The sequence below is a fragment of the Kitasatospora sp. NPDC023176 genome, from assembly GCF_055560495.1.
Map to the genome: position 1 here is coordinate 158,161 of NZ_JBVHIP010000015.1, position 22,512 is coordinate 180,672.

General features: G+C 72.2%; 26 protein-coding genes. 16 read left to right on the plus strand and 10 right to left on the minus strand.

The genetic code is table 11. From position 1 onward, the window contains the following. Positions 1-54 precede the first annotated feature (54 nt). From ACZ3YL_RS21685 to ACZ3YL_RS21710, 6 genes are all read left to right on the plus strand, one after another. Complete coding sequence (locus ACZ3YL_RS21685; RefSeq protein ID WP_465659144.1) at positions 55-957, plus strand: dihydrodipicolinate synthase family protein; 903 nt, start codon at positions 55-57, stop codon at positions 955-957. Between the two features lie 100 nt (positions 958-1,057). Beyond that, on the plus strand, positions 1,058-2,104 hold the full coding sequence (locus tag ACZ3YL_RS21690; protein ID WP_188307790.1) for an aspartate-semialdehyde dehydrogenase: 1,047 nt from the start codon (positions 1,058-1,060) through the stop codon (positions 2,102-2,104). Positions 2,105-2,383: 279 nt separating this feature from the next. Beyond that, positions 2,384-3,655 (plus strand): NYN domain-containing protein, encoded by a 1,272-nt coding sequence (locus ACZ3YL_RS21695; protein ID WP_188307789.1) that lies wholly within the window; start codon positions 2,384-2,386, stop codon positions 3,653-3,655. Positions 3,656-3,902: 247 nt separating this feature from the next. Beyond that, positions 3,903-4,901 (plus strand): ABC transporter ATP-binding protein, encoded by a 999-nt coding sequence (locus ACZ3YL_RS21700; RefSeq protein ID WP_188302376.1) that lies wholly within the window; start codon positions 3,903-3,905, stop codon positions 4,899-4,901. Next, a complete protein-coding gene (locus ACZ3YL_RS21705) occupies positions 4,898-5,704 on the plus strand; it encodes an ABC transporter permease (RefSeq protein WP_465659148.1) in 807 nt (268 codons plus the stop codon). Before ACZ3YL_RS21700 ends, ACZ3YL_RS21705 begins: the two co-directional genes overlap by 4 nt. Before the next feature lie 69 nt (positions 5,705-5,773). Beyond that, positions 5,774-6,526 carry a hypothetical protein gene (locus ACZ3YL_RS21710; RefSeq protein WP_188302378.1) on the plus strand — a complete coding sequence of 251 codons (753 nt, stop codon included), beginning with the start codon at positions 5,774-5,776 and terminating at the stop codon, positions 6,524-6,526. Positions 6,527-6,669: 143 nt separating this feature from the next. Here the strand turns inward: ACZ3YL_RS21710 and ybaK are convergent, their stop codons facing one another. The 6 genes from ybaK to ACZ3YL_RS21740 form a co-directional block, all read right to left on the minus strand. Further along, positions 6,670-7,164, minus strand: coding sequence for a Cys-tRNA(Pro) deacylase (gene ybaK / locus ACZ3YL_RS21715; RefSeq protein ID WP_465659150.1), 495 nt, complete (start codon positions 7,162-7,164; stop codon positions 6,670-6,672). Between the two features lie 17 nt (positions 7,165-7,181). Then, positions 7,182-7,910, minus strand: a complete 729-nt coding sequence (locus tag ACZ3YL_RS21720) for an LON peptidase substrate-binding domain-containing protein (RefSeq protein WP_317620862.1) — start codon at positions 7,908-7,910, stop codon at positions 7,182-7,184. A 77-nt stretch (positions 7,911-7,987) separates the two neighbouring features. Further along, a complete protein-coding gene (locus ACZ3YL_RS21725; protein WP_465659153.1) occupies positions 7,988-8,806 on the minus strand; it encodes a hypothetical protein in 819 nt (272 codons plus the stop codon). Positions 8,807-9,214: 408 nt separating this feature from the next. Next, positions 9,215-9,424, minus strand: a complete 210-nt coding sequence (locus ACZ3YL_RS21730) for a DUF397 domain-containing protein (RefSeq protein ID WP_465659155.1) — start codon at positions 9,422-9,424, stop codon at positions 9,215-9,217. Between the two features lie 348 nt (positions 9,425-9,772). Further along, entirely contained in the window at positions 9,773-9,967 is a 195-nt protein-coding gene (locus tag ACZ3YL_RS21735; RefSeq protein ID WP_465659157.1) for a hypothetical protein, read from the minus strand. A 140-nt stretch (positions 9,968-10,107) separates the two neighbouring features. Next, on the minus strand, positions 10,108-10,290 hold the full coding sequence (locus tag ACZ3YL_RS21740) for a hypothetical protein (RefSeq protein WP_465659159.1): 183 nt from the start codon (positions 10,288-10,290) through the stop codon (positions 10,108-10,110). Between the two features lie 162 nt (positions 10,291-10,452). On the opposite strand from ACZ3YL_RS21740, the gene ACZ3YL_RS21745 reads away from it, so the two are divergent. Both ACZ3YL_RS21745 and ACZ3YL_RS21750 read left to right on the plus strand, forming a co-directional pair. Beyond that, complete coding sequence (locus ACZ3YL_RS21745) at positions 10,453-11,208, plus strand: helix-turn-helix domain-containing protein (protein ID WP_465659161.1); 756 nt, start codon at positions 10,453-10,455, stop codon at positions 11,206-11,208. 383 nt (positions 11,209-11,591) lie between these two features. Then, complete coding sequence (locus ACZ3YL_RS21750; protein ID WP_465659163.1) at positions 11,592-11,783, plus strand: hypothetical protein; 192 nt, start codon at positions 11,592-11,594, stop codon at positions 11,781-11,783. On the opposite strand, the gene hemC is transcribed toward ACZ3YL_RS21750, so the two are convergent. The 3 genes from hemC to ACZ3YL_RS21765 form a co-directional block, all read right to left on the minus strand. After that, entirely contained in the window at positions 11,780-12,706 is a 927-nt protein-coding gene (gene hemC / locus ACZ3YL_RS21755; protein ID WP_465659165.1) for a hydroxymethylbilane synthase, read from the minus strand. The two genes, ACZ3YL_RS21750 and hemC, sit on opposite strands and share 4 nt — an antisense overlap. 349 nt (positions 12,707-13,055) lie before the next feature. Further along, the gene (locus tag ACZ3YL_RS21760) at positions 13,056-13,589 is read right to left on the minus strand and encodes a class IV adenylate cyclase (RefSeq protein ID WP_465659167.1); all 534 of its coding nucleotides are present in this window, start codon (positions 13,587-13,589) and stop codon (positions 13,056-13,058) included. Positions 13,590-13,851: 262 nt separating this feature from the next. Further along, positions 13,852-15,432: an oxidoreductase gene (locus ACZ3YL_RS21765; protein ID WP_188302388.1), complete on the minus strand. Its 1,581-nt coding sequence runs from the start codon at positions 15,430-15,432 to the stop codon at positions 13,852-13,854. Positions 15,433-15,522: 90 nt separating this feature from the next. Here ACZ3YL_RS21765 and hisD point away from each other — a divergent pair, with 90 nt between their 5' ends. From hisD to hisF, 8 genes are read left to right on the plus strand one after another with little or no spacing between them, the layout of a single operon-like run. Beyond that, a complete protein-coding gene (gene hisD, locus ACZ3YL_RS21770) occupies positions 15,523-16,857 on the plus strand; it encodes a histidinol dehydrogenase (RefSeq protein WP_188302389.1) in 1,335 nt (444 codons plus the stop codon). Continuing rightward, a complete protein-coding gene (locus ACZ3YL_RS21775; protein ID WP_465659170.1) occupies positions 16,854-18,014 on the plus strand; it encodes a histidinol-phosphate transaminase in 1,161 nt (386 codons plus the stop codon). The genes hisD and ACZ3YL_RS21775 overlap by 4 nt, the downstream gene beginning before the upstream one ends. A 6-nt stretch (positions 18,015-18,020) precedes the next feature. Beyond that, positions 18,021-18,614 (plus strand): imidazoleglycerol-phosphate dehydratase HisB, encoded by a 594-nt coding sequence (gene hisB / locus ACZ3YL_RS21780; protein ID WP_188302391.1) that lies wholly within the window; start codon positions 18,021-18,023, stop codon positions 18,612-18,614. Next, complete coding sequence (locus ACZ3YL_RS21785) at positions 18,611-18,763, plus strand: hypothetical protein (protein ID WP_188302392.1); 153 nt, start codon at positions 18,611-18,613, stop codon at positions 18,761-18,763. The genes hisB and ACZ3YL_RS21785 overlap by 4 nt, the downstream gene beginning before the upstream one ends. 37 nt (positions 18,764-18,800) lie before the next feature. Further along, entirely contained in the window at positions 18,801-19,436 is a 636-nt protein-coding gene (gene hisH / locus ACZ3YL_RS21790) for an imidazole glycerol phosphate synthase subunit HisH (RefSeq protein ID WP_465659173.1), read from the plus strand. Between the two features lie 17 nt (positions 19,437-19,453). Continuing rightward, the gene (gene priA / locus ACZ3YL_RS21795; RefSeq protein WP_188302408.1) at positions 19,454-20,179 is read left to right on the plus strand and encodes a bifunctional 1-(5-phosphoribosyl)-5-((5-phosphoribosylamino)methylideneamino)imidazole-4-carboxamide isomerase/phosphoribosylanthranilate isomerase PriA; all 726 of its coding nucleotides are present in this window, start codon (positions 19,454-19,456) and stop codon (positions 20,177-20,179) included. Further along, entirely contained in the window at positions 20,176-20,607 is a 432-nt protein-coding gene (locus ACZ3YL_RS21800; protein WP_188302394.1) for a Rid family hydrolase, read from the plus strand. The genes priA and ACZ3YL_RS21800 overlap by 4 nt, the downstream gene beginning before the upstream one ends. After that, positions 20,604-21,374: an imidazole glycerol phosphate synthase subunit HisF gene (hisF, locus tag ACZ3YL_RS21805; protein WP_188302395.1), complete on the plus strand. Its 771-nt coding sequence runs from the start codon at positions 20,604-20,606 to the stop codon at positions 21,372-21,374. Before ACZ3YL_RS21800 ends, hisF begins: the two co-directional genes overlap by 4 nt. Before the next feature lie 120 nt (positions 21,375-21,494). Here the strand turns inward: hisF and ACZ3YL_RS21810 are convergent, their stop codons facing one another. Continuing rightward, entirely contained in the window at positions 21,495-22,274 is a 780-nt protein-coding gene (locus tag ACZ3YL_RS21810) for a VOC family protein (protein ID WP_465659176.1), read from the minus strand. Positions 22,275-22,512 lie beyond the last annotated feature (238 nt).

A 22,512-nucleotide genomic window follows, 5' to 3' on the forward strand; every position in this document is an offset into this window, starting at 1 on the left:
GCTTCGGAAATGTGAACTGGACCTGTGCTATCGGCGGGCCGCAGGATCGTTGCCATGCCACTCACGAGCATGGAAGCCAAGGGCATCCACGTCCCCCTGATCACCCCCTTCGCCGCCGACGGCTCCGTCGCCCTCGACGCGCTGGAGAAGCTCGCACTCGAGGTCCTGGACGCCGGGGTGGCCGGCCTGGTCGCGCTCGGCACCACCGGCGAGCCCGCCGCGCTGACCGCCGAGGAGCGGGACGCGGTCGTCGACGTCGCCGCGTCCGCCTGCGCCGCGCGCGGGGCGCAGCTGACGGTCGGCGCCTCCGGTGGCGACACCCGGGCCGTCGGCGAGGCGCTCGCCGCACTCGGCGCGCGGGTGCCGCAGGCGGCGGCGCTGGTCACCACCCCGGCCTTCGTCCGGGCCGGCGAGGCCGGGACGGTCGCGCACTTCCGGGCGCTGGCCGCGAGCAGCCCGCTGCCGCTGGTCGTCTACCACATCCCGTACCGCACCGGGCAGCAGCTCTCCACCGCTGCGCTGCGCGAACTGGCCGCGATCGAGGGCGTGGTGGGCGTCAAGTACGCGACCGGCGGGCTGGACCAGACGGCCGCCGAACTGCTCGCCGACGCCCCCGAGGGGTTCGCCTTCCTCACCGGCGAGGACGCCTTCCTGTCGCCGATGCTGGCGATCGGCGCGGCCGGCGGCATCCTCGCCTCTGCGCACCTGGCGACCGGCCGGTTCGTCGAGCTGTACGAGGCCTGGCGGGCCGGGGACGTCGAGCGGGCCCGGACGCTCGGGCACCGGCTGACCGCGCTGGCGCTGTCCGCGTTCACCGCGCCGAACCCGACGGTGACCAAGGGCGTGCTGCACGCCCAGGGCCGGATCCCGACCCCGGATGTGCGGCTGCCGCTGCTGCCGGCCGGGGAGGCGGAGGTCGCGGCCGCGCTGGCCCTCGTCAATGGTCTGGACCACTAAGCGCTCTCACACCGTGGAACAGCAGGTCGTGCGACACCCGTGACAAGGCATGATGGGCAGAGTGCGACGGTAGGCAGCACCATTCAGAGGAGTAGTCGGAATGAAGATCGGCATTGTCGGGGCCACCGGCCAGGTCGGCGGCGTGGTCCGCGAGATCCTGGCCGAGCGCGCTGGACTTCCCGGTGGAATCGGCCCGGTGGAACAGCTGCGGCTGTTCGCCTCGGCCCGCTCGGCCGGGCGCACGCTGCCCTGGCAGGGCACCGAGGTCACCGTCGAGGACGCGGCCACGGCCGACTACACCGGCCTGGACATCGTGATCTTCTCGGCCGGCGGCTCCACCTCCAAGGCCCTGGCCCCCAAGGCCGCCGCGGCCGGTGCCGTCGTCATCGACAACTCCTCCGCCTGGCGCCGCGACCCCGAGGTCCCGCTGGTCGTCTCCGAGGTCAACCCGGAGGCCATCGCCGACCGCCCCAAGGGCATCATCGCCAACCCCAACTGCACCACCATGGCGGCCATGCCGGTGCTGCGCCCGCTGCACCAGGAGGCGGGGCTCGCCGCCCTGGTCGTCTCCACCTACCAGGCCGTCTCCGGCAGCGGCGTGGCCGGCGTGGCCGAGCTGCGGGACCAGGCCGCCAAGGTCGTGGACGGCGCCGCCGCCCTCGCCCACGACGGCTCCGCCGTCGAGTTCCCCGAGCCCAAGGTCTACCGGCGGCCGATCGCCTTCAACGTGGTGCCGCTGGCCGGCTCCATCGTCGAGGACGGCTCCAACGAGACCGACGAGGAGCAGAAGCTCCGCCACGAGAGCCGCAAGATCCTCGGCATCCCCGAGCTCAAGGTCGCCGGCACCTGCGTGCGCGTCCCGGTCTTCTCCGGCCACTCGCTGCAGATCAACGCCCGCTTCGAGCGCCCGATCAGCCCCGAGCGGGCCGTCGAACTGCTCACCGCCGCCCCCGGCGTCGAGCTGTCCGAGATCCCCACCCCACTGCAGGCGGCCGGGCAGGACCCGAGCTACGTCGGCCGCATCCGGGTCGACGAGACGGTGGAGAACGGCCTGTCGCTGTTCGTCTCGAACGACAACCTGCGCAAGGGCGCCGCGCTCAACGCCGTCCAGCTGGCCGAGCTGGTGGCCGCCGAGCTCAAGGGCTGACACCCCGGCCGGGCACCCCGGCCGAGCACCCCGGCGTAGCGTCACGTGACGTTTGGCGGGCCCCGTCGTTGAACGGGGCCCGCCTTCGTGTTTCTTTGCGACTCATTGGGGCCGCTGTTGCGGGACCGGGACATCTGCCGAGGTTCGGGCCGCGAACCAGGGGGAAAAGGTGACCCAACGATCGGGCGGACAAGGGGGCCCCTCACCCCACACGTCCGGCCGACGGGCGGACCGCCCACCCAGACCGACCTTCGAGGGCGAGCGGAAAGAGGTGCGCGGATGGACCGCTGTGTCGTCCTGGTGGATGCCGGATACCTGCTGGGCGCTGCCGCCAGTCTGCTCGCCGGCGACCCGTCCCGCTCCAAGGTCACCGTCGACCACACCGCGCTGATCAGCGCCCTGCGCGAACGCGCCGAGGCCGAGACCGGGCTGCCGCTGCTGCGGATCTACTGGTTCGACGCGGCCCCCGACCGCCGCCCGATGCCCGAGCACCGCCGGCTGCGCGTGCTGCCCCGGGTCACCGTACGGCTCGGCGCCCTCACCCGGGCCGAGGGGCGCTGGGTGCAGAAGGGCGTGGACGCCGCGATGCACGCCGAACTCTCCGAACTCGCCCGCAACCGGGCCTGCGCCGACGTCGTGCTGATCACCGGCGACGGGGACCTGCTGCCCGGCATGATGACCGCCAAGGAACACGGCGTGGCCGTGCACCTGTGGGCGCTGCAGGCCGCTGACGGGGACTTCAACCAGTCCGAGGACCTGGTCGGCGAGGCCGACGAACGGCGCGTACTGGACCGCGAGTGGATCGAGGGCTCCTTCTCGCTGCGCGACCACTCCACCGTGTTCCCCGCCCCCGGTACGGGCGGCGCCCGGCAGGAGATCGCCAAGATCCTCGCCGCCCCGCCGGCCTCCCCGCCGAGCGTGGCGCCCCCGGCCGTCCGGCCTGCCGCCGCGACGGCCGAGGAATCCGCCGCCAACGGGCGGCCGCAGCCGGCCGCGGCGCTGCGGGTGGTGCCCACCCCGAAGGACCTCGCCGGGCGGATCCCGGCCGTCACCCCGATCACCCCGGTGGCGGGCGTACCGGCCAACGGCCACGCGAACGGCCACGCCGCCAACGGACACCCGGCGGGCGGGCCGGTGCTGCGCTGGTCCTCCGACCGGGGCTGGGTCGACCGGCCCGTCCCCGAGCCCTCCACCACCGCCGGGGACGGCCTGCCGACCCTGGCCCAGCTGACCACCGCCGAACAGCGCTGGGCCGACCGCGAGGAGGACATCACCACCATCGGCGGCGACGCCCACGAGGTCGGGCAGGTCTTCGCCCGCCGCTGGAGCGACCGGCTCGGCGACCTCGAACGCCTCACCCTGCTCTGGCCCGACTACCCGCGCATCCCGCACCGGGTCGACGGCGAGCTGCTGCGCTACGCGGCCCGCTTCGGGCTGCTCGCCCACAAGGACGACCAGATCGACGAACACGACCGCTACGCCATCCGGGCGGGGTTCTGGAAGGAGCTGGCGCTCCGGGTGCCGGGCGGGTCGATGGTGGTGGACGACTAGGGCCTGTCTTCACACTCCCGCCTGCGGGGCGACGTTGGGGCACGCACCTCGCCGCGTTGTCGTCGGTTGCCAATGCGCTGCATTGTCGTCCTCCTCCGCCTTGCGATGCACGCACCCCAACGCCGCCCCGCCCGCCCTCCGGGCGGACGACGGGAGTGTGAAGACAGGCCCTAGCTGTCTTCGGCGGGTTGCGGCGAGCGGGCCCCGTTGTCCGGTTCGCCCGTGTGAGCGCGTAAAGTCTCCGGTCGTGGAAGAGACGGCCGGGCGAGCACCCCAGGACACCCCGCCGTGCGTCGCCGTACGCGACCTGGTCAGGACCTACCGCACCGGGCGCGGCGCCGCAGCCACCGAGATCCGGGCCAACGACGGGATCAGCCTGACTGTCCGGCAGGGCGAGGTCTTCGGGCTGCTCGGGCCCAACGGCGCCGGGAAGTCCACCCTCGTCCGCCAGCTCACCGGGCTGCTGCGTCCGGACTCCGGGACGGTCGAACTGCTCGGGCACGACATCGTGCGCCACCCGGAACGGGCCGCCCGGCTGCTCGGCTACCTCGGGCAGGAGTCCACCGCGCTGGACGAGCTGACCGTCGCCCTCGCCGCCGAGACCACCGGACGGCTGCGCGGGCTCTCGCGTTCCGGGGCCCGTGCCGCGGCCGCGGACGTCCTCACCGAACTCGGGCTGGAACCGATCGCGGCGCGGCCGCTCGCCAAGCTCTCCGGCGGGCAGCGGCGGCTCGCCTGCTTCGCGGCCACCCTGGTGGGGGAGCGGCCGCTGCTCGTCCTGGACGAGCCCACCACCGGCATGGACCCCGTCGCCCGGCGGGCCGTCTGGTCGGCCGTCGACCGGCGGCGGGCCGAACACGGCACGACGGTGCTGCTGGTGACCCACAACGTGATCGAGGCGGAGACCGTGCTCGACCGGGTCGCCGTGGTCGACGAGGGCCGGGTGATCGCCTGCGACACGCCCGGCGGGCTCAAGGCGCTGGTCGACGGCGACGTCCGGCTCGACCTGGTCTGGCGGGACGAGGCGCCGATCGGCGTGCCCGCCGTCGCCGAACTGGCCGAGCGGGCCGAACGCACCGGGCGCCGCTGGACCGTCCGCACCACCCCCGAGCAGGCCCGCGAGCTGGTCGCCGCCGTCACCACCGGCCCGGCCTTCGCCGCCCTCGACGACTTCACCCTCGCCACCCCCAGCCTTGAGGACGCCTACCTCAAGCTGGGCGGCCGCCACGGAGGACTGGCCAAGTGACGCTGCTCTCGGTGCCCCCGCAGACCCGCCGGCCCACGGCCGCCGCCCCGCTCGCCCCGGCCGCCCGGCTGCTGCCCGCGCTGGCCGCGGTGTACCGGGCGCAGCTCACCCGGGCGAAGGTGGCCCGGATCCCGCTGCTGTTCGTGGCGACCTTCCAGTCCGTCGGCATCCTGGTGATGATGCGGGGCGTCGTGGACGCCGGGCAGACCTCGGCGGCCCGCTCGGTGGTCGCCGGGTCCAGCGTGCTGGTGGTGGCCTTCGTCGCCCTCAACCTGCTGGCCCAGTACTTCGGGAAGCTGCGGGCCACCGGCGGCCTCGACCACTACGCGACGCTGCCGGTGCCGGCCGCCTCCGTGGTGCTCGGCGCCGCCGCCGCGTACGCCTCCTTCACCCTGCCCGGGACGCTCGTCACGGCCGGCATCGGCGCGGTGATGTTCGGACTGCCGCTCGGCCAGCTGTGGGTGCTGCTGGCCGTCGTGCCGCTCGCCGGGGCCGCCCTCTCCGGGCTCGGCGCGGCCTGCGGGCTGCTCGCGCCGCGGCAGGAGATCGCGACCATGCTCGGGCAGCTCGGCATGTCGGCGGCGCTGCTGCTCGGCGTGCTGCCGGTGGACCACCTGCCGCAGCCGGTGCTGTGGCTGCGCGACCTGCTGCCCTCGACGTACGGGGTGGAGGCCTTCGCCCGGACCTTCGCGCCCGACCCGGACTGGGGGATGGTGCTCGCCGACCTCGGGGTCTGCGCGGCGGTGGGCGTGGTGTCGCTGGCCCTGGCCACCTGGGCGTACCGGCGGGCCGTCGCGCGGTAGCCCTCTCCGGCCGCCGTCCGGCCCGGGCGGTGGGGCCGCTCGCACGGCGGTCGTGAAACGATGGGGCCTGTGACCGTACCGAACACACCTCCGGAACCCGCCCGCGCCGACGTGCCGGCCGAGCCGGGAACCGTACCCGACCCGTTCGCACCGCCGCCGGTCTCCGCCGAGGAGCCGCCCGCCGGTCTGCCGGCGGCGCCGTCCACCGGCGGGCGCGAGGTGCCGGCCGAGCTGCGGATCGGCTCCGGGGTCGTGCTCGCGTGCCTGCTGGTCGGACTGGTGATGGCCGCGCTCTGGGCCTGGCTGGCGCCCAAGGTGCCGCTGGTCGTGGACGGGGACCGGATCCTCTACGTGGACCCCGAGGGCGAGCAGCGGGCCGGCGCCGACGCGGTCTTCGTGCTGATCGGACTGGGCGCCGGGATCCTCACCGCGCTCGGCGCCTTCCTGGTGACCCGCAAGCGCGGCGGCGGGATCTCGGTCGCGCTCGGGCTGGCGATCGGCGGACTGTTCGGCTCGTACGGGGCCTGGAAGCTCGGCCGCTGGCTCGGGCCGAGCGACAACCTGATCGCCGAGGCCCGGCGGGTCGGCAACGGCGGGCACTTCGACGCGAGCATCGACCTCGGCGCGCTGGGGGCGCTGCTGGTGTGGCCGATGACGGCGATGGTGGTGCTGCTGGCGCTGTCGGCGGCGTTCGGGAAGCGGGAGGAGGACCCGCCGCCGTACTGGGGGGTGCCGGCGGGGACGTACGGGGACCCTGCGGGGCAGGCTCCGGTGGACGCGGCTCCTGTGGTGCCGACCACGGAGGACCGGCCGCAGGGCTGAGTTTGCGTGAGCGGGGCGGGAGGTCGGCGGCCGGGTACAGGCCGGGGCCTTCCGCCCCGCGTGGTTCCCCGCGCCCCGCTCGGGGCGCGGGGATTCCGTCTGTACGGGTGGCCTCAGCCGACCTCGGCCGACCTCAGCCGACCTCAGCGGGCGATGGGGGCGGTGTGGGCGCGGGTGAGGGCGACGAGGTCGGCGGGGGCCAGTTCCACTTCGAGGCCGCGGCGGCCCGCCGACACGTAGATGGTCGGGTGGGTGAGGGCGCTGGCGTCGATCACGGTGCGCAGCGGGCGGCGCTGGCCCAGCGGGGAGATGCCGCCGCGGACGTAGCCGCTGCTGCGCTCGGCGGCGGCCGGGTCGGCCATGGCGGCACGCTTGCCGCCGACGGCCGCCGCCAGGGCCTTGAGGTCGAGCTGGCCGGCCACCGGGACCACGCCGACGGTGAGGGCGCCGTCCACGTCGGCGACCAGGGTCTTGAAGACGCGCTCGGCGGCCACGCCCAGAGCCTCGGCGGCCTCGCCGCCGTAGGAGGCGGCGGCCGGGTCGTGCGCGTAGGCGTGGACGGTGAAGGGGACGGCGGCGGTCTCCAGGGCGACGGTGGCGGGGGTGCCCTGGCCGCCCTTCTTCGGCTTCTTGGCCATGGGGGGAGTGCCTCGGCTCAGTTGGGGCTGAAGGACTGGCGGGTGAGGTCGACCGCGGGCAGCGAGGGCAGCCAGCTGAGGACGGCGCTCTCGCGGCGCAGCAGGTCGAGTTCGGTGCGCAGCCGCTGGGCGGTGTCGGGGCAGGCGAGCAGCTGCTGCTTGACCGCGGTCTCGAACACCGAGGCGGCGGCGACCAGGTAGGAGAGCACCTGGGGGTCGTCGGGGAGTTCCTGGCGGCCGTGGGTGCTGGCCTCGCGGGCGCCGGCCAGGCGCTTCTGGTAGACCCGGAAGGCCCGTTCGACCTCGGCGCCGAGCGCGCCGGAGCCCTCGCCGGGGCTCTCCTCGATCGGCTCGACCTCGCCGGTCAGGTACGGGCCGGTGACGTCCACCGAGCGCAGCCGGAACCGGGTGGTGCCGGTGACCAGCAGCTCGTAGCGGCCGTCGGGCTGGGCCTGGGCGGAGGAGAGGTCGGCGACGCAGCCGACGTGGTACACCGCCTCCAGCGGGTCCCCGGTGACGGTGCCCAGACCGTCGAGCGGGCCGGCCGGGCCCTCCCCGGGGCGCACCGGGGAGACCTCGCGGCCGTCCTTGATGGCGAGCACGCCGAAGCGGCGCGGCTCGTCCTCGGACTGTTCGAGCAGATCGGCGACGAGACGGCGGTAGCGCTCCTCGAAGACGTTCAGGGGCAGCACGAGGCCCGGGTAGAGCACGGTGTTCAGCGGGAAGAGCGGCAGCCGTTCTGTCACGGCGGACAGCGTAGTTCCCCGGGGCCCGCCCGTGTCGCGCGGTTACCGCAGTGCCGATCTTTGGACACGCACCGTGTTCACGCGGGGGCGAGCAGGCGGTGCCCGCGCAGGGCGGCGCGGGCGCGGGCGACGCCGCTGGGCGTGGCGGCGGCGCCCGTGCCGAGCGCGGGGGTCCTGGCGTCACCGAGACCTGCGCAGGGGCGGCAGATGCCGGGCCGGGGCACGGGGTCGTGGCACTTGGCGCACTCTGCGGGTTCGGGGCGTGGCGCTCGGACGGGTGGCATCTTGCGTTGGAGGCGGTCGCGCAGGATCGCCGCCGAGGAGTGCATCGGCTGCGGCAGTCCGGGCAGCAGTGCGTGGGCCAACTCGGCTTCGCTGTTGCCCCGTTCGAGCCATCGGGCGACGAGGGGGGCCAGCGTCTGCGCCTCGGCCTCGCCGAGGCGCAGCCGTGGTTCGGGGCGAATCACCCGGAACAGCGCGGCCACGGCGGCGCGGGTCCGTTCATCCGGGAGGGTGGGTTCTTCTCCCGGGTCCTTTACGGGAGGGGTGGCAGCGCGGCCGGTGTCCCGCTCACCGGAGGCCGGACGGGGGACAGTCGGGGCGAGCTGCGGGGTGTCGAAGACATGGGCCTCGGAGCGGAGGGTCCCGTCGGGCATCCGGACGGTGTCGACCCGGTAGTACCCGGCGTCCTTGAGTTCCTTGAGCGCCCGGCGGAGGGCGCCGCGCCCCTGCGGGCTGGTGTCCGCCATGTGGCGACCGTCCTCGCGCCATCCGTTGGGGCGGGAGAGGAGGTCGGCGAGGAGGCCTCGGGCGGTGTAGCTGAGGCGACGGTCCTGCAACAGGCCGTTGGGAAGCACGGTGAAAGCGCGCGCGTGGGCGCTACGATGAATCTGCATTGGGAGTGTTGGCTCCTGTGCCGGACCCCGGGGTGTTCCAGCACCGCCGGGGTCAACTATGTTCTGTTGATGATGCGCAACGTAGCACGGCAATCACGCTGAGTGTGAAGAGTTCGCGAAAAGCCGTGGCCCGGGCCACGGTTGCCGCCACGGCATCCTTGAACGCCTGCACTTCTTCCACCCGGACGGGGCTGGTTGGGTCATGCGGGTGCGGACTGCCCGCCGGCGTGTCCGCCGTCGGGCCGGTGCTTCCGTGGTCGGTAGGGACGGCCCTTCGCCGTGTACCGGAACGGCTCCGGCTGGTCCGGATAGCGGGTCACCCACTGGTTGCACCGGAAACAGAAGGCCTCTCCCACTTCCGGGTCCAACGCGATGGGCTGATCACACAGCGGACAGTCCACGGGTCTCCTACGCGCTCAGGTCGAACTCCCCGTCCTTGATGGCGCTGGTGAACTCCGCCCACGCCTCGCGGGTCATGGTGACCACCTCACCGGGCCGCTCGCTGTCGCGCAAGGCGACGATGCCGGGGACGTTGGTGGCCACCTCGGGGCACGCCTTGCGGACGGTGTTCTGGCAGGCCGCCATGGCGACGAACTCGAAGTCGGAACGCTTGGTCATTTGCTGTTCCCTTCATTTGAGTCAGCACGAGGAACTTCCGCGCGCCGTCGTGCACTTGCGGGCCCACCCCGGCCGGATTCCCAGACAGCCGGGACGGGGGTCCAGGTGGTCGCCTCCGGGCCGTTCGGGATCCGGCGGTCGTCGCCCGCCTCTGGGGCCCTCTCGCACCGGCTGTGGGCCGGCAGGTAGTGCGGGCGGTCGTTGACCTTGCACACCTCGTGCCGCAGACGCCGCAACGCGAGCGACTCGGCGACGGGTTCGAGCGGCGGCGGGTCGTCGCCCTGGTCATCGTCGTAGGGCACGGGCCCCCCGAGGAAGTGAGTCCAACTCAGGGGTGGGACATTCGGGTTACTCCCCATCGGTCACCGCCAGGCATTCGCCGTCAGCGATGTGCTGCTCCCGCCACTTGGCGATCTTGCGCCGAATCGTCGGGTGTTCGATGTGGTCGGCGTCGAGCCCATCGAAGTACAGGCAGCTGGGACAGTCGTCGGCATCCGGCGCGGGCCTGTCCGGCGTTCGCCGGGCGATCTCATGCAGGGACACGGGCCACCGCCTTGCACGCCTGCCGGTGCTGCGTACGAAGCGCTTGGATCTCCCGTACCACGGCGGGGCAGCGGAGTTCGGGGTACCTCCTCGTCAGCTCTGCCCGCATGATCCGGCGGAACGCGTGGCACACGGCGCAGTCAGGCTGCGTCATGGGGTTCCTCCCAATCCAGCGGCGCGTACTTGAACGGCTCCGTCGGCTTGTTCGCGGCTTCGGCCCGGGCCTGCCGGTACTCGGCACGACAGGCGGCGATCAGGGCCGCGCTGGCGCGCTTGCCGGGGGGCCGGATGTGCCGATCGGCTTCGTGTACCTCGCGTGTCATCGTTGTCGCTCTCCGACTCCGGTCCCGTGTCCCCCGACTGCCAGCAGGCCGATCGTGCCCCGACCCCGCGAACCATTGCGACGGCGTGAAGGCGTCACTCCGGAGGCCTGACAAGACGTCATTTCGGCGTCGTTAGGCGACGTTTGGGCCTATCGTCTAGCCATGACTACGCCGAACGAGACCCTTCGGGCCGTACGCCTCGGGCTCCGCCTCAGCCAGGACGAGTTCGCGAAGCGGCTGCGGGCAGTCGGGGAGGACCAAGGGGAGCCGAACGACGCCAGCAAGCGCCTGGTTCAGCGCTGGGAGTCAGGGGAGGTGAGGTCTCCCCGCCCGGTGTACGTTCGAGCCCTTGAGGCTGTCACCAAGATTCCCGTTGACCGCCTCGGCTTCGACTCGCCACAGTTGCCGCCAAGGGTCAGCGTGGACGGTACGGGAGGGCACGACGTGACCAGTGATGAACCGGGCGTGCCCGTGCAGGCTGCGCCCGCGCCCACGGGTGAGGACTACTCGGGGGTATGGGTCAGCCACTACGAGTTCTACAGCAGTAGCCGGGAGAACACGTTCGCCGGCCTTCACCACGTCGTGCTGTCCCAGAACGGGAACCGGATCACGGGGCGATCCCTCCCCGGTGCGTCGTCCAACCCTGACTCGCCGCTGTCATTCGATCTCACTGTTGATCGAAACGTCGTTACGGGCTCCTGGGTGGAACAGACCGCACAGGACGGCTACTACCAGGGGGCCAGGTACCACGGCGCCATTCAGTTGCTGGTCGATCCGACCGGCCGCCGTATGGCTGGCAAGTGGGTCGGCTTCGGCAAGGACTTCGACGTCAACTCCGGGCCGTGGGAGCTGCGTCTGTTGGACAAGTCCACGGCTAACGACGTCCTGAGTCGATACAGCGTGCCGCCGGAGGCGTAGTTTGCCCGCAGCGCAAACGCAAAGAGGAACCCGCCGCCATGACGCTCTCAGTGTTGATCCGAGCGACTTCGAGACGAACCCGAGGTGATGCGGCGGTGGTGTTCGAGGAGAAGGCTGGCGAGGTGTGCCCTGTTTCGGCGGCCCCGGCCATTTTGGCCGGGGCCGCCGCCGAATCTGCAGGGCAAACCGCTTGATCGGATTTCGCGAGTTCCGAAGAGTGTTTTTCTCGGATCTCCTTCTTATTCGGGCGGCCTGACCGTTTCACGGCCAGGCCGACCGCGCATTGGGGTGTGTGGAAGGGGCGGGTGGGCGGGCTATCAAGTGTTTGGGCGGGCCTGCACCCTTGGGTGCGGGCCCGCCTGGGTTCTCACCGGGTCTTGGCCTTGGGCTTGCGGGCACTCTGCGCAGGAAGTCGGTCCGGTCGACTTCCTGCGCGGCACCCGTCGCCGCTCGATCCGGCCACCGGGCAGCGGGACCTCCGCCCGCTGGCGGAGCTGTTCACCATGCTCAAGCGGGCCGGCGCCGAGCGGATCATCACCTACGCGGCCCTGGGACTGGCCCGCCTGCGCGCCTAAGCGGTGGGCCGGACCTCCGCCAGGATCCCCTCCACTCCCTGGTCCAGCAGGAGGTCGGCCACCTGCACGCCCAGCTTCTCCGGCTCGCCCAGCGGGCCGGAGAGGCGGGCCTCCACCTGCCGGCTGCCGTCCAGGGAGGTGACCTGCCCGTGCAGGGTCAGTACGTCGCCGTCGGCCTTGCCGAACGCGCCGACCGGCACGCTGCATCCGCCGTGGAGCTCGGCCAGCATCGCCCGCTCGGCCCGTACCTCCGCGTCGGTCACCGGGTCGCCGGCCCCGCCCAGGATCTCGCGGGCCAGCTCGTCGTCCTCGCGGATCTGGATGCCCAGGGCGCCCTGGCCGGGCGACGGGGGGAACAGCCCGATCGGCAGGATCTCGCTGATCTCCTCGCCGCGACCGAGCCGCTTGATCCCGGCGGCCGCCAGGACTACGGCGTCCAGCCGCTGTGTTTCGAGCTTGCCGAGCCTGGTCGGGACGTTCCCCCGGATCTGCACCGGCACCAGGTCCGGGCGAATGTGCAGCAGCTGGGCGATCCGACGTGATGCGGAGGTGCCGATCCTGCCGCCGTGCGGGAGATCGGCGAGGGTATTGCCGCACAGCGCGTCGTGCACATCCGCACGGGTGGGCGGGGGCAGGAGGATCAGGCCGGATGGGTTCGTGGTCGGCAGGTCCTTGAGGGAGTGCACGATCACATCGACCTGACCGGACACGAGCGCGTTCACCTGGTTCACTGAGAACGCCGAGCCGCCGCCGCGCTCCGACACGGCGCGGAGAGCCGACCTGCGGTCCTGGTCGCCGGCCTCCGTGATCACCCGCTGGCGGAAGACCACGTCAGGAAAGCGCTCCCGCAGCGGCGCCAGGAACTCCCTGACCTGGGCCCGTGCCAAGTGACTGGCCCGTGACCCCACCACCAGTGTGCTCATACGCCAACTCCCCGTATCTGACGAGATGTTGACCGCATGCTACCCGTATCGAACACGCCCGGTTTCCGACGGAATGTCGGAAACTGGGAAAGGAGCTCCCATGCTGAACACCACGCGGACCTTCCGAGTCCGCTGGGCATGTGGCGCTTCTTGCTCGCTGCCCCGCCGGCTTTGTCCGGCGGGGCAGCGAAACGAAGCTGGACCAATTCCAACGGAGTCCAACAGTGCCGCAGTTCTCCCTTGCTCTGCACAGGAGGTCGGCCTGGCCGATTTTCTGTGCAAGTAGCCGTCGCCGCTTCGGCCTCGTCGAAGCGGCGACGGGGCGAAGTGACGGTCATCGGTTTCTCGTTTAGTCGAAGGTGAGCCGGGGAATCGCCTCGATGTCGATCCCGTACCGGCGGTAGACCTTGGTCGTGTTCTCGCTCGTCAGCTTGGCGACAGGGAACCCGAGTGAGGCCGCTGTTGCGTGGACGTGATCGGCGCTCTCCCCCTCGATCTCCAGGTACGGGGGGATCAGCGGCCACTCGTCGATCTCGATGGCTGCACCGCCCAGCGTCCAGGAGGACCGGCGGTTCTCCTGGTACGCCTTCGGTCGGTATCCGAGCTTGCCGAGGAGTGTGTTCGTGGTGTCGAAGTCGCCGACCGTCGTCTCCGTCTCGGTCACGCCGTCGATCGCCTCGGAGCGGATCTCCTTGACGCACAGCGTGACCTCAGTGCCGGTGTCGCGCAGTCGGACCCATGTCCCGGGCCGGCCCGGGATGTCGTAGACGTAGCGGCGCTGGAGTCGGTCGGCTACGTGCTCGGCCCCGGATTCGGTCAGCAGTGCGCGGATCTTCTCCGGGATGATGTTGAGGATCTTTGCCTCGAACTCGGTTGCGCTCATCCGTACTTGCCTTCTTGCCTTCTTCGGGTCGTTTCCACTTTTCCGGTAAGTGTCTTTCGTGCGCCCCGGCCATTTTGGCCGGGGCCGCCGCCGAATCGTGGGTTCCTGACAGGGGTGGGCGGGACGGCGAGTGTTTGGGTAGGCCCGCGCCTTTGGGTGTAGGGCCGCCTGGGGGCTCATCGGGGCTTGGCCCTGGAGTTGTGGGCACTCTGCGCAGGAAGTCGGTGCGGCCGCTTCCTGCGCAATCAGGCGGCGGGCGGGGTCAGCCGCGTTGGAGGAGGCGGGTGGCGCCGGTGACGACGGTGGAGGCGAGGAGCCAGCCGACGACGACGAGGCCGGCGGCGATCCACTGGCTGGTGCCGCCGGGGTTCCAGGCGCCCTGGTTGAGGTCGACGATGGGGAGCAGTTTGTCGAGGGTGTAGAGGACCGCGTTCCAGTGCGGGCGTTCGTCGGCCTTGAGCGGGTCGGGCTGGTGGGTGGCGAACCAGATGCTGCCCAGCGCCCACGCGAGCAGCAGCCACAGGCCCGCGCGGCCGGGGCGGTAGCCGTAACCGACGGTGACGTCCTGGACCAGGCCCCAGATCCGGGCGGGCAGCGGCAGGGTCTCCCGGCGGCGGCGCTGCTTGGCGTACAGCACCTCGCGGGCGTCGTCGTCGGCGCCGTCGCGGCGCAGGGCGGCGGCGAGCTGTTCGTAGGACTCCGGCTGGAAGTCCACCGCGGAGCCCTCCAGCCAGGCGATCCGCTGCCGGACGGTGAACTGGTCGACCGGGCGCAGGTTCTCGTAGACGAAGCCGGTCAGGCCCAGGTGCTTGCCGCGCGGCCAGGACTCCGGGCGGTCGACCAGGTTGCCGACCCGGGCGCGGGAGAGCGAGACCGTCCCGGTGGGCCGGACCCGGCAGGTGAAGCGCAGTTCGGGGGTGTGGATGCGGCGCAGCGAGAGCTCGTCGTCACCCTCCAGGTGGAACTCCCCGGAGATCAGGCAGGCGGCGTCGAAGCGGGCGTCCGAGAGCCGCACCTGGCCGAAGGCGCGGAACGGGGTGGTGGGGGCGCCCGGCGGGGGGTTCTGGCCGTAGCCGGAGCCGTAGTAGCTGCGGGAGCCGAACCAGCCGCCGTCGGCGGAGCTGGTCAGGTAGAGGGTGTGGCCGACGTTGAGCCGGACGGCGTTGAGGCAGGTGCGGTTGTTCTGCGGGTCGCAGTGCAGCTGGGCGCCGCGGAGCGAGAAGCGGCCGCCTATTCGGGCCGTGCGGACGCTCAACTCGCCGCGGGTCTCCAGGCGTTCGGCCTCGAAGTCCTGGTGGACGGTCATCCCGTCGGCGGAGAGGGCGCGGCCGTAGCGGTCGCCGCCGATGACGGCCTGGTTGAGCAGCAGGTCGGTGCCGATCTTGGCGTCGGTGAGCCGGACGCCTTCGGGGATCCGGCAGCGCGCCAGGTGGAGGTCGCCGGTGGTGGACAGCCGGGAGGCCTCGATCCGCGGGATCGCGCACTCGACCATGCGCACGGTGGTGGCCGAGGCCTCCGAGACCAGGACCTTGTGCTCGAAGCGGCAGCCGCGCAGTTCGATGTACCGCTCGATGTGGCCGCCGGCCAGGTTGAGCGCGCCGGTGACGTACACCCCGCTCATCCGCAGCGAGGCGACCCGCCCGGCGGTGGGCTGCGGGCCGGCCAGCAGCAGGTGGGCGAGGACGTCGGCGCCGACCGTCCGCTCGGGCCCCCACGGGGTGTCCCCGAAGGGGTCGTCGATGTCGTTCCGGCCACACCGGCGGTCGAGGACCTCGCCCTCCCGGAAGGCCTCCCAGAGCTCCCGTTCCGTGTCGGTCCAGCCTTCTGGGGCGCTCTCCGCCATGGTTTCCCCCGTCCCCCGGTCGTCTCGCCTTTCGTATCACGGACTGAAATGTGGGACCAGCCGTTCCGGCCACTCCTTACACTGGGTGGCGTGATCTCTCGAATCGACCTCCGCGGCTCGCTGGACGACCCGCGTGACCTGCTGCCCCGTGCCGAGTTCGACGTCGCGGCCGCCCTGGAGAAGGTGCGACCGATCGCCGAGGACGTACGCCATCGCGGGGTCGCGGCGCTGATCGAGATCACCGAGCGCTTCGACGGCGTCCGGCTGGAGTCCACCCGGGTGCCCGCCGAGCAGCTGGCCGAGGCCCTGGAGACGCTGGACCCGAAGGTGCGGGCCGCGCTGGAGGAGTCCATCCGCCGGGCCCGCGCCGTGCACGCCGACCAGCGCCGCACCGGGCACACCACCCAGGTGGTGCCGGGCGGCACGGTCACCCAGCGCTGGGTGCCGGTCGAGCGGGTCGGCCTGTACGTGCCGGGCGGGCTGGCGGTCTACCCGTCCTCCGTGGTGATGAACGTGGTGCCGGCCCAGGAGGCGGGCGTGTCGGGCATCGCGGTGACCTCGCCGCCGCAGAAGGAGTGCGGCGGCCGGGTGCACCCGACCATCCTGGCGGCCTGCGCGCTGCTCGGCGTGGACGAGGTCTACTCCGTCGGCGGCGCCCAGGCGGTCGCGATGTTCGCCCTCGGCACCGAGGAGTGCGCGCCGGTGAACATGGTCACCGGCCCCGGCAACATCTACGTGGCCGCCGCCAAGCGACTGTTCGCCGGCCGGATCGGCATCGACTCCGAGGCCGGCCCGACCGAGATCGCCGTCCTCGCCGACGACAGCGCGCTGCCGTCCGACGTCGCCGCCGACCTGATCAGCCAGGCCGAGCACGGCCCCACCTCCGGCTCGGTGCTGGTCACCGACTCCCCGGCGCTGGCCGACGCGGTCGAGGCCGAGCTGGCCGTGCAGGTCGCCCGGACCAAGCACGGCGAGCGGGTCGCCGAGGCGCTCGGCGGCCGGCAGTCCGGCATCATCCTGGTGGACGACCTCGCCCAGGGCCTCGCCGTGGTCAATGCGTACGCGGCCGAGCACCTGGAGATCCAGACCCGCGACCCGCACGCCGTGGCGGCGAAGGTCGTCAACGCCGGCGCGATCTTCATCGGCCGCTGGACCCCGGTCTCGCTGGGCGACTACGCGGCCGGCTCCAACCACGTGCTGCCGACCGGAGGCTGCGCCTGCCACTCCTCCGGGCTGTCGGTGCAGACCTTCCTGCGCGGCGTCCAGGTCGTCGAGTACGACCGGGAGGCGCTGGCGGACGTCGCCGCCCACGTGGTCAACCTGGCGAACGCCGAGGACCTCCCCGGGCACGGGGACGCCATCAAGGCACGTTTCGTCGGAGACGAACGCAACTGGCACAGCGATTGGACGGTGTCGGGCTCGTGACCGCCGAGACGCGCATCGACGACCTGCCGATCCGGGACGAGCTGCGCGGCCAGTCCCCGTACGGCGCACCGCAGTTGGACGTCCCCGTCCAGCTGAACACCAACGAGAACCCGTACCCGCTGCCCGAGGAGCTGGTGGCCCGGATCGCCGAGCGGGTCGCCGAGGCCGCCCGCGGGCTCAACCGCTACCCCGACCGGGACGCGGTCGAGCTGCGCGAGGGCCTGGCGGCGTACCTGACTCGCACCACCGGCTTCCCGGTGGCCCGCGCGCAGGTGTGGGCCGCCAACGGCTCCAACGAGGTGCTCCAGCAACTGCTGCAGACCTTCGGCGGCCCCGGCCGCAGCGCGCTCGGCTTCGAGCCCTCGTACTCGATGCACGCGCTGATCTCCCGCGGCACCGGCACCGCCTGGATCTCCGGCCCGCGGCGCGACGACTTCACCATCGACGTGGACGCGGCCGTCGACGCGATCGCCGAGCACAAGCCCAACGTGGTGTTCATCTGCTCGCCGAACAACCCGACCGGGACGGCGGTCACCGTCGACACCGTGCTGCGGCTCTACGAGGCCGCCCAGGCCGCCCGGCCCAGCTTGGTGGTCGTCGACGAGGCGTACGTCGAGTTCTCGCACCGCGCCTCGCTGCTGCCGCTGATCGAGGGCCGCCCCAACCTGGTGGTCAGCCGCACCATGTCCAAGGCCTTCGGCGCCGCCGGACTGCGGCTGGGCTACCTGGCCGCCGACCCGGCCGTGGTGGACGCCGTCCAGCTGGTCCGGCTGCCGTACCACCTGTCGGCCGTCACCCAGGCCACCGCGCTGGCCTGCCTGGAGCACACCGACACCCTGCTCGGGTACGTCGGCCGGCTCAAGGACGAGCGCGACCGGCTGGTCGACGCGCTGCGCGCGCTGGGCCTGGAGGTGACCGACTCGGACGCCAACTTCGTCCAGTTCGGCCGCTTCGCCGACACCCACGCCGTCTGGCAGGCCATCCTCGACCAGGGTGTCCTGGTCCGTGACAACGGCGTCCCCGGGTGGCTGCGCGTCACCGCCGGCACGCCCGCCGAGAACGACGCCTTCCTGGACGCCGTCCGCACCGCCCTCCCGTCTCCCACCCCCACCCTTGATCGAGCGCGCTCCGCACGCGCTGCCAGTCAGGAGCTGTAACCCCTCATGTCCCGCATCGGACGCGTCGAGCGCACCACCAAGGAGACCTCCGTCCTGGTCGAGATAGACCTCGACGGCACCGGCCGTACCGACATCTCCACCGGCGTCGGCTTCTACGACCACATGCTCGACCAGCTCGGCCGGCACGGTCTGTTCGACCTCACCGTCAAGACCGACGGCGACCTGCACATCGACACCCACCACACCATCGAGGACACCGCCCTCGCGCTCGGCGCCGCCTTCAAGCAGGCGCTCGGCGACAAGGTCGGCATCTACCGCTTCGGCAACTGCACGGTGCCGCTGGACGAGTCGCTCGCCCAGGTCACCGTCGACCTCTCCGGCCGGCCCTACCTGGTGCACACCGAGCCCGAGCACATGGCGCCGATGATCGGCAGCTACGACACCACGATGACCCGGCACATCCTGGAGTCCTTCGTGGCCCAGGCCCAGATCGCGCTGCACGTGCACGTCCCGTACGGGCGCAACGCGCACCACATCGTGGAGTGCCAGTTCAAGGCCCTGGCCCGGGCGCTGCGCTACGCCGCCGAGCGTGACCCGCGCGCGGCCGGAATCCTCCCGTCGACCAAGGGCGCGCTGTGAACAAGACCGCGACGATCCTCCTCTTCGTCGGCCTCTTCCTGGCCGGCGGAGTGATCTCGTTCTGGAAGCAGAAGCTGCCGAAGGGCGTCATCCTGGTGCTGGCCATCGGTGCCGTGATGTGCCTGGGCTCCGGGCTCATGCGCCTCTAGATCCGCCTGGCTTCGTAGAGAGACTGGACACCTGAACATGGGCAAGAACGTCGTCGTCCTCGACTACGGCTCCGGCAACCTCCGCTCCGCGCAGCGCGCCCTGGAGCGGACCGGGGCGAACGTCACGGTCAGCTCCGACTACGACACCGCGATGGCCGCCGACGGCCTGCTCGTGCCCGGCGTCGGCGCCTTCGAGGCCTGCATGCGCGGGCTGAAGTCCGTCCGCGGCGACTGGATCATCGGCCGCCGGCTCTCCGGGGGCCGCCCGGTCATGGGCATCTGCGTCGGCATGCAGATCCTCTTCGAGAAGGGTGTCGAGCACGGCGTCGAGACGCCCGGCTGCGACGAGTGGCCCGGCACCGTCGAGCCGCTGGACGCCCCGGTCGTCCCCCACATGGGCTGGAACACCGTGGACGTGCCCGAGGGCAGCCGGATGTTCGCCGGCCTGGACCAGGACACCCGCTTCTACTTCGTCCACTCCTACGGCGTGCGGCACTGGGAGCTGGAGACCCACAGCGCGCGGATCAACCCGCCGCTGGTCACCTGGGCCACCCACGGGCAGCCGTTCGTCGCCGCCATCGAGAACGGCCCGCTGTGGGCCACCCAGTTCCACCCCGAGAAGTCCGGCGACGCCGGCGCCGCCCTCCTGACCAACTGGGTCAACACCCTCTGACCGTCTGAGAGTTGTTACTGATGAGCCTTGAGCTGCTGCCTGCCGTCGACGTCCGGGACGGCCAGGCCGTCCGCCTGGTCAAGGGTGCCTCCGGCACCGAGACCTCCTTCGGCGAGCCGCTGGCCGCCGCCCTCGCCTGGCAGAACGCCGGCGCCGAGTGGCTGCACCTGGTCGACCTCGACGCCGCCTTCGGGACCGGCAGCAACTACGAGCTGCTGCGCGAGGTCACCGGTCAGCTGGACATCAAGGTCGAGCTGTCCGGCGGCATCCGCGACGACGAGTCGCTCGCCCGCGCCCTCGCCACCGGCTGCACCCGGGTCAACCTCGGCACCGCCGCCCTGGAGGCCCCCGAGTGGGTCGCCAAGGCCATCGCCGAGCACGGCGACAAGATCGCCGTCGGCCTGGACGTGGTCGGCACCACCCTGCGCGGCCGCGGCTGGACCCGCGACGGCGGCCAGCTCTTCGACGTCCTGGAGCGGCTCAACGCCGAGGGCTGCGCCCGCTACGTCGTCACCGACGTCAACCGCGACGGCACCCTGACCGGCCCCAACCTGCAGCTGCTGCGCGACGTCTGCGGCGCCACCGACCGCCCGGTCGTCGCCTCCGGCGGCGTCTCCTCGCTCGACGACCTGCGCGCCATCGCCACGCTGGTCGGCGAGGGTGTCGAGGGCGCCATCGTGGGCAAGGCACTCTACGAGCAGAAGTTCACCCTCGAAGAGGCCCTGGAGGCGGTTTCCGGATGACGGAACGTCAGGTTGTACGCGGTCGGGTCATCGGATTCTCCCCCTGGGAGGACGTCATCGGCACGGCGCAGGCGGTCGCCGCCGGCGACCATGTACACGTGGCGGGCGCCCGCGCGCTGGTCGACGGCGTCCTCCACGGCGAGAGCGACCCCTACGAGCAGGCCCGGGTCGCGTTCGGCAACGCGCTGGAGGCGCTGGCCGCGTACGGCCTGACGGCGGACGACGTGGTCCGCACCCGGATGTTCCTCACCCACGCCCGCGACGTCGAAGCGGTGGGCCGGGTCCACCGCGAACTCTTCGACGCCGTACGGCCGGTGGCCACCCTGGTGGTGGTCGACGGACTGATCGACTCCCGGATGATGGTCGAGGTCGAGATCGACGCGTACCGCACCGGGCTGGCAAAGACCCTGGAAGGCAAGCAGCCGTGACCCTCGCAGTACGTGTCATCCCCTGCCTGGACGTGGACGCCGGGCGGGTGGTCAAGGGCGTCAACTTCCAGAACCTGCGCGACGCCGGCGACCCGGTCGAGATGGCCAAGCTCTACGACGCCGAGGGCGCCGACGAGCTGACCTTCCTCGACATCACCGCCTCCTCCGGCGACCGCGAGACCACCTACGACGTGGTCCGCCGCACCGCCGAGCAGGTGTTCATCCCGCTCACCGTCGGCGGCGGCATCCGCGCCGTCGACGACGTCAACAAGCTGCTGCGGGCCGGCGCCGACAAGGTCGGCGTCAACACCGCGGCCATCGCCCGGCCCGAGCTGATCCGCGAGATCGCCCAGCGGTTCGGACGGCAGGTGCTGGTGCTCTCGGTCGACGCCCGGCGGTGCGCCGAAGGAGCCGAGACGCCGTCCGGCTACGAGGTCACCACCCACGGCGGACGCCGCGGCACCGGCCTCGACGCGGTCGAATGGGCGGGCCGCGCGGCCGAGTTGGGGGCGGGCGAGATCCTGCTCAACTCCATGGACGCGGACGGCACCAAGGACGGCTACGACCTGGAGATGATCCGCGCCGTGCGCAAGGCCGTCTCCGTGCCGGTGATCGCCTCCGGTGGGGCCGGGCGGCTCGGCGACTTCGCGCCGGCCGTCGAGGCGGGCGCGGACGCGGTGCTCGCGGCCAGCGTGTTCCACTTCGGGGACCTGCGGATCGGCGAGGTCAAGAACGCGCTGCGGGAGGCCGGACACCCGGTGCGGTGACCGTCGGACGTGCAGGAGGGCCCGCCTCGGCCAGTGGCGGGCCCTCCTCGTGTTTCCGTGCTCAGGACTCCCGCGGCCCGTCCTCGATGAGGGCGAACGGCGTACCTCGTGTTTCCGTGCTCAGGACTCCCGCGGCTCGCCCTTGATGAGGGCGAACGGCGCACCGTTCGGATCCGCCAGCCAGGCGATCCGGCCGACGTTCTCCACGTCCGCGGCCGGCATCAGCACCGTGCCGCCCGCCGCCGTCGCCTTGGTGACCAGCGCGTCCACGTCGCCGGCCGCGAAGTACGGTGTCCAGGCGGAGGGCTGGCCCTCCTGCATCGTCGGGGCGATGCCGCCGAAGCTCGTCTGCTGCTGGTCCCCGTCGGCGGTGGAGATCACCCGGTAGCTCATGCCCGGGGACGGCTCGAAGTCCTCCATCCGCCAGCCGAACAGCCCGTGGTAGAAGGAGAATCCGCCGTCCTGGTCCTGGGTGTGCAGCTCCGACCAGACCAGGGTGTTGTCCTCGGACACGGCGTCCAGCCCGAGGGTGTTCCCGGCCTGCCAGACGGCGAACCGCGCCCCCTGCGGGTCGGCGAGCTGGGCCATCCGGCCCTCCGCCATCACGTCCATCGGCGGCACCAGCACCTTGCCGCCGGCCTGCTGGGCGGCGGCGACCGTCGCGTCCACGTCGGCGGTGCGGAAGTACGTCGTCCAGGACGACCGGTCACTCGGATCGAGCGGGCCGATCGCGCCGACGGTCTTGCCGTTCAGCTGGACGAAGCCGTAGCCCATCGCCTCCGGGACCTCCTGGAACGTCCAGCCGAAGACCTTGCCGTAGAACGCGGCGGTCGCGGCGATGTCGGGGCTGCCCAGGTCGATCCAGCAAGGCGAGCCGATGGGGAAGTCGGTGGTGAGCATGAGGTGGTGCCCCTTCGACGGAGAGTGACCGGGGCGCTTCCGTCGGGCGCGCACACGCCCCTCCCCGGCCACCTGCGAGTCTGCACCCGGGCACCGGCATCCGCAGCCGGGGCGCGGCTGGGCGGGGCTGCTTCGCGTGCTCCGCTCCGGCTGGACGGCTGGACGGCTGGACGGCTGGACGGCTGGACGGCTGGACGGCTGGACGGCCGGTCCGGTGGCGGGCAGGGTAGCCGGACGC

What these genes read in the sequence shown, in the direction of transcription:
- ACZ3YL_RS21740 (WP_465659159.1), bottom strand. Translation starts at nt 10,290, where the DNA reads ATGACACGCGAGGTACACGAAGCCGATCGGCACATCCGGCCCCCCGGC.
- ACZ3YL_RS21800 (WP_188302394.1), top strand. Translation starts at nt 20,176, where the DNA reads ATGACGGAACGTCAGGTTGTACGCGGTCGGGTCATCGGATTCTCCCCC.
- ACZ3YL_RS21685 (WP_465659144.1), top strand. Translation starts at nt 55, where the DNA reads ATGCCACTCACGAGCATGGAAGCCAAGGGCATCCACGTCCCCCTGATC.
- hemC (WP_465659165.1), bottom strand. Translation starts at nt 12,706, where the DNA reads ATGAGCACACTGGTGGTGGGGTCACGGGCCAGTCACTTGGCACGGGCC.
- ybaK (WP_465659150.1), bottom strand. Translation starts at nt 7,164, where the DNA reads ATGGCCAAGAAGCCGAAGAAGGGCGGCCAGGGCACCCCCGCCACCGTC.
- ACZ3YL_RS21810 (WP_465659176.1), bottom strand. Translation starts at nt 22,274, where the DNA reads ATGCTCACCACCGACTTCCCCATCGGCTCGCCTTGCTGGATCGACCTG.
- hisH (WP_465659173.1), top strand. Translation starts at nt 18,801, where the DNA reads ATGGGCAAGAACGTCGTCGTCCTCGACTACGGCTCCGGCAACCTCCGC.
- ACZ3YL_RS21765 (WP_188302388.1), bottom strand. Translation starts at nt 15,432, where the DNA reads ATGGCGGAGAGCGCCCCAGAAGGCTGGACCGACACGGAACGGGAGCTC.
- ACZ3YL_RS21745 (WP_465659161.1), top strand. Translation starts at nt 10,453, where the DNA reads ATGACTACGCCGAACGAGACCCTTCGGGCCGTACGCCTCGGGCTCCGC.
- ACZ3YL_RS21725 (WP_465659153.1), bottom strand. Translation starts at nt 8,806, where the DNA reads ATGCAGATTCATCGTAGCGCCCACGCGCGCGCTTTCACCGTGCTTCCC.
- ACZ3YL_RS21695 (WP_188307789.1), top strand. Translation starts at nt 2,384, where the DNA reads ATGGACCGCTGTGTCGTCCTGGTGGATGCCGGATACCTGCTGGGCGCT.
- ACZ3YL_RS21730 (WP_465659155.1), bottom strand. Translation starts at nt 9,424, where the DNA reads ATGACCAAGCGTTCCGACTTCGAGTTCGTCGCCATGGCGGCCTGCCAG.
- ACZ3YL_RS21760 (WP_465659167.1), bottom strand. Translation starts at nt 13,589, where the DNA reads ATGAGCGCAACCGAGTTCGAGGCAAAGATCCTCAACATCATCCCGGAG.
- hisB (WP_188302391.1), top strand. Translation starts at nt 18,021, where the DNA reads ATGTCCCGCATCGGACGCGTCGAGCGCACCACCAAGGAGACCTCCGTC.
- ACZ3YL_RS21690 (WP_188307790.1), top strand. Translation starts at nt 1,058, where the DNA reads ATGAAGATCGGCATTGTCGGGGCCACCGGCCAGGTCGGCGGCGTGGTC.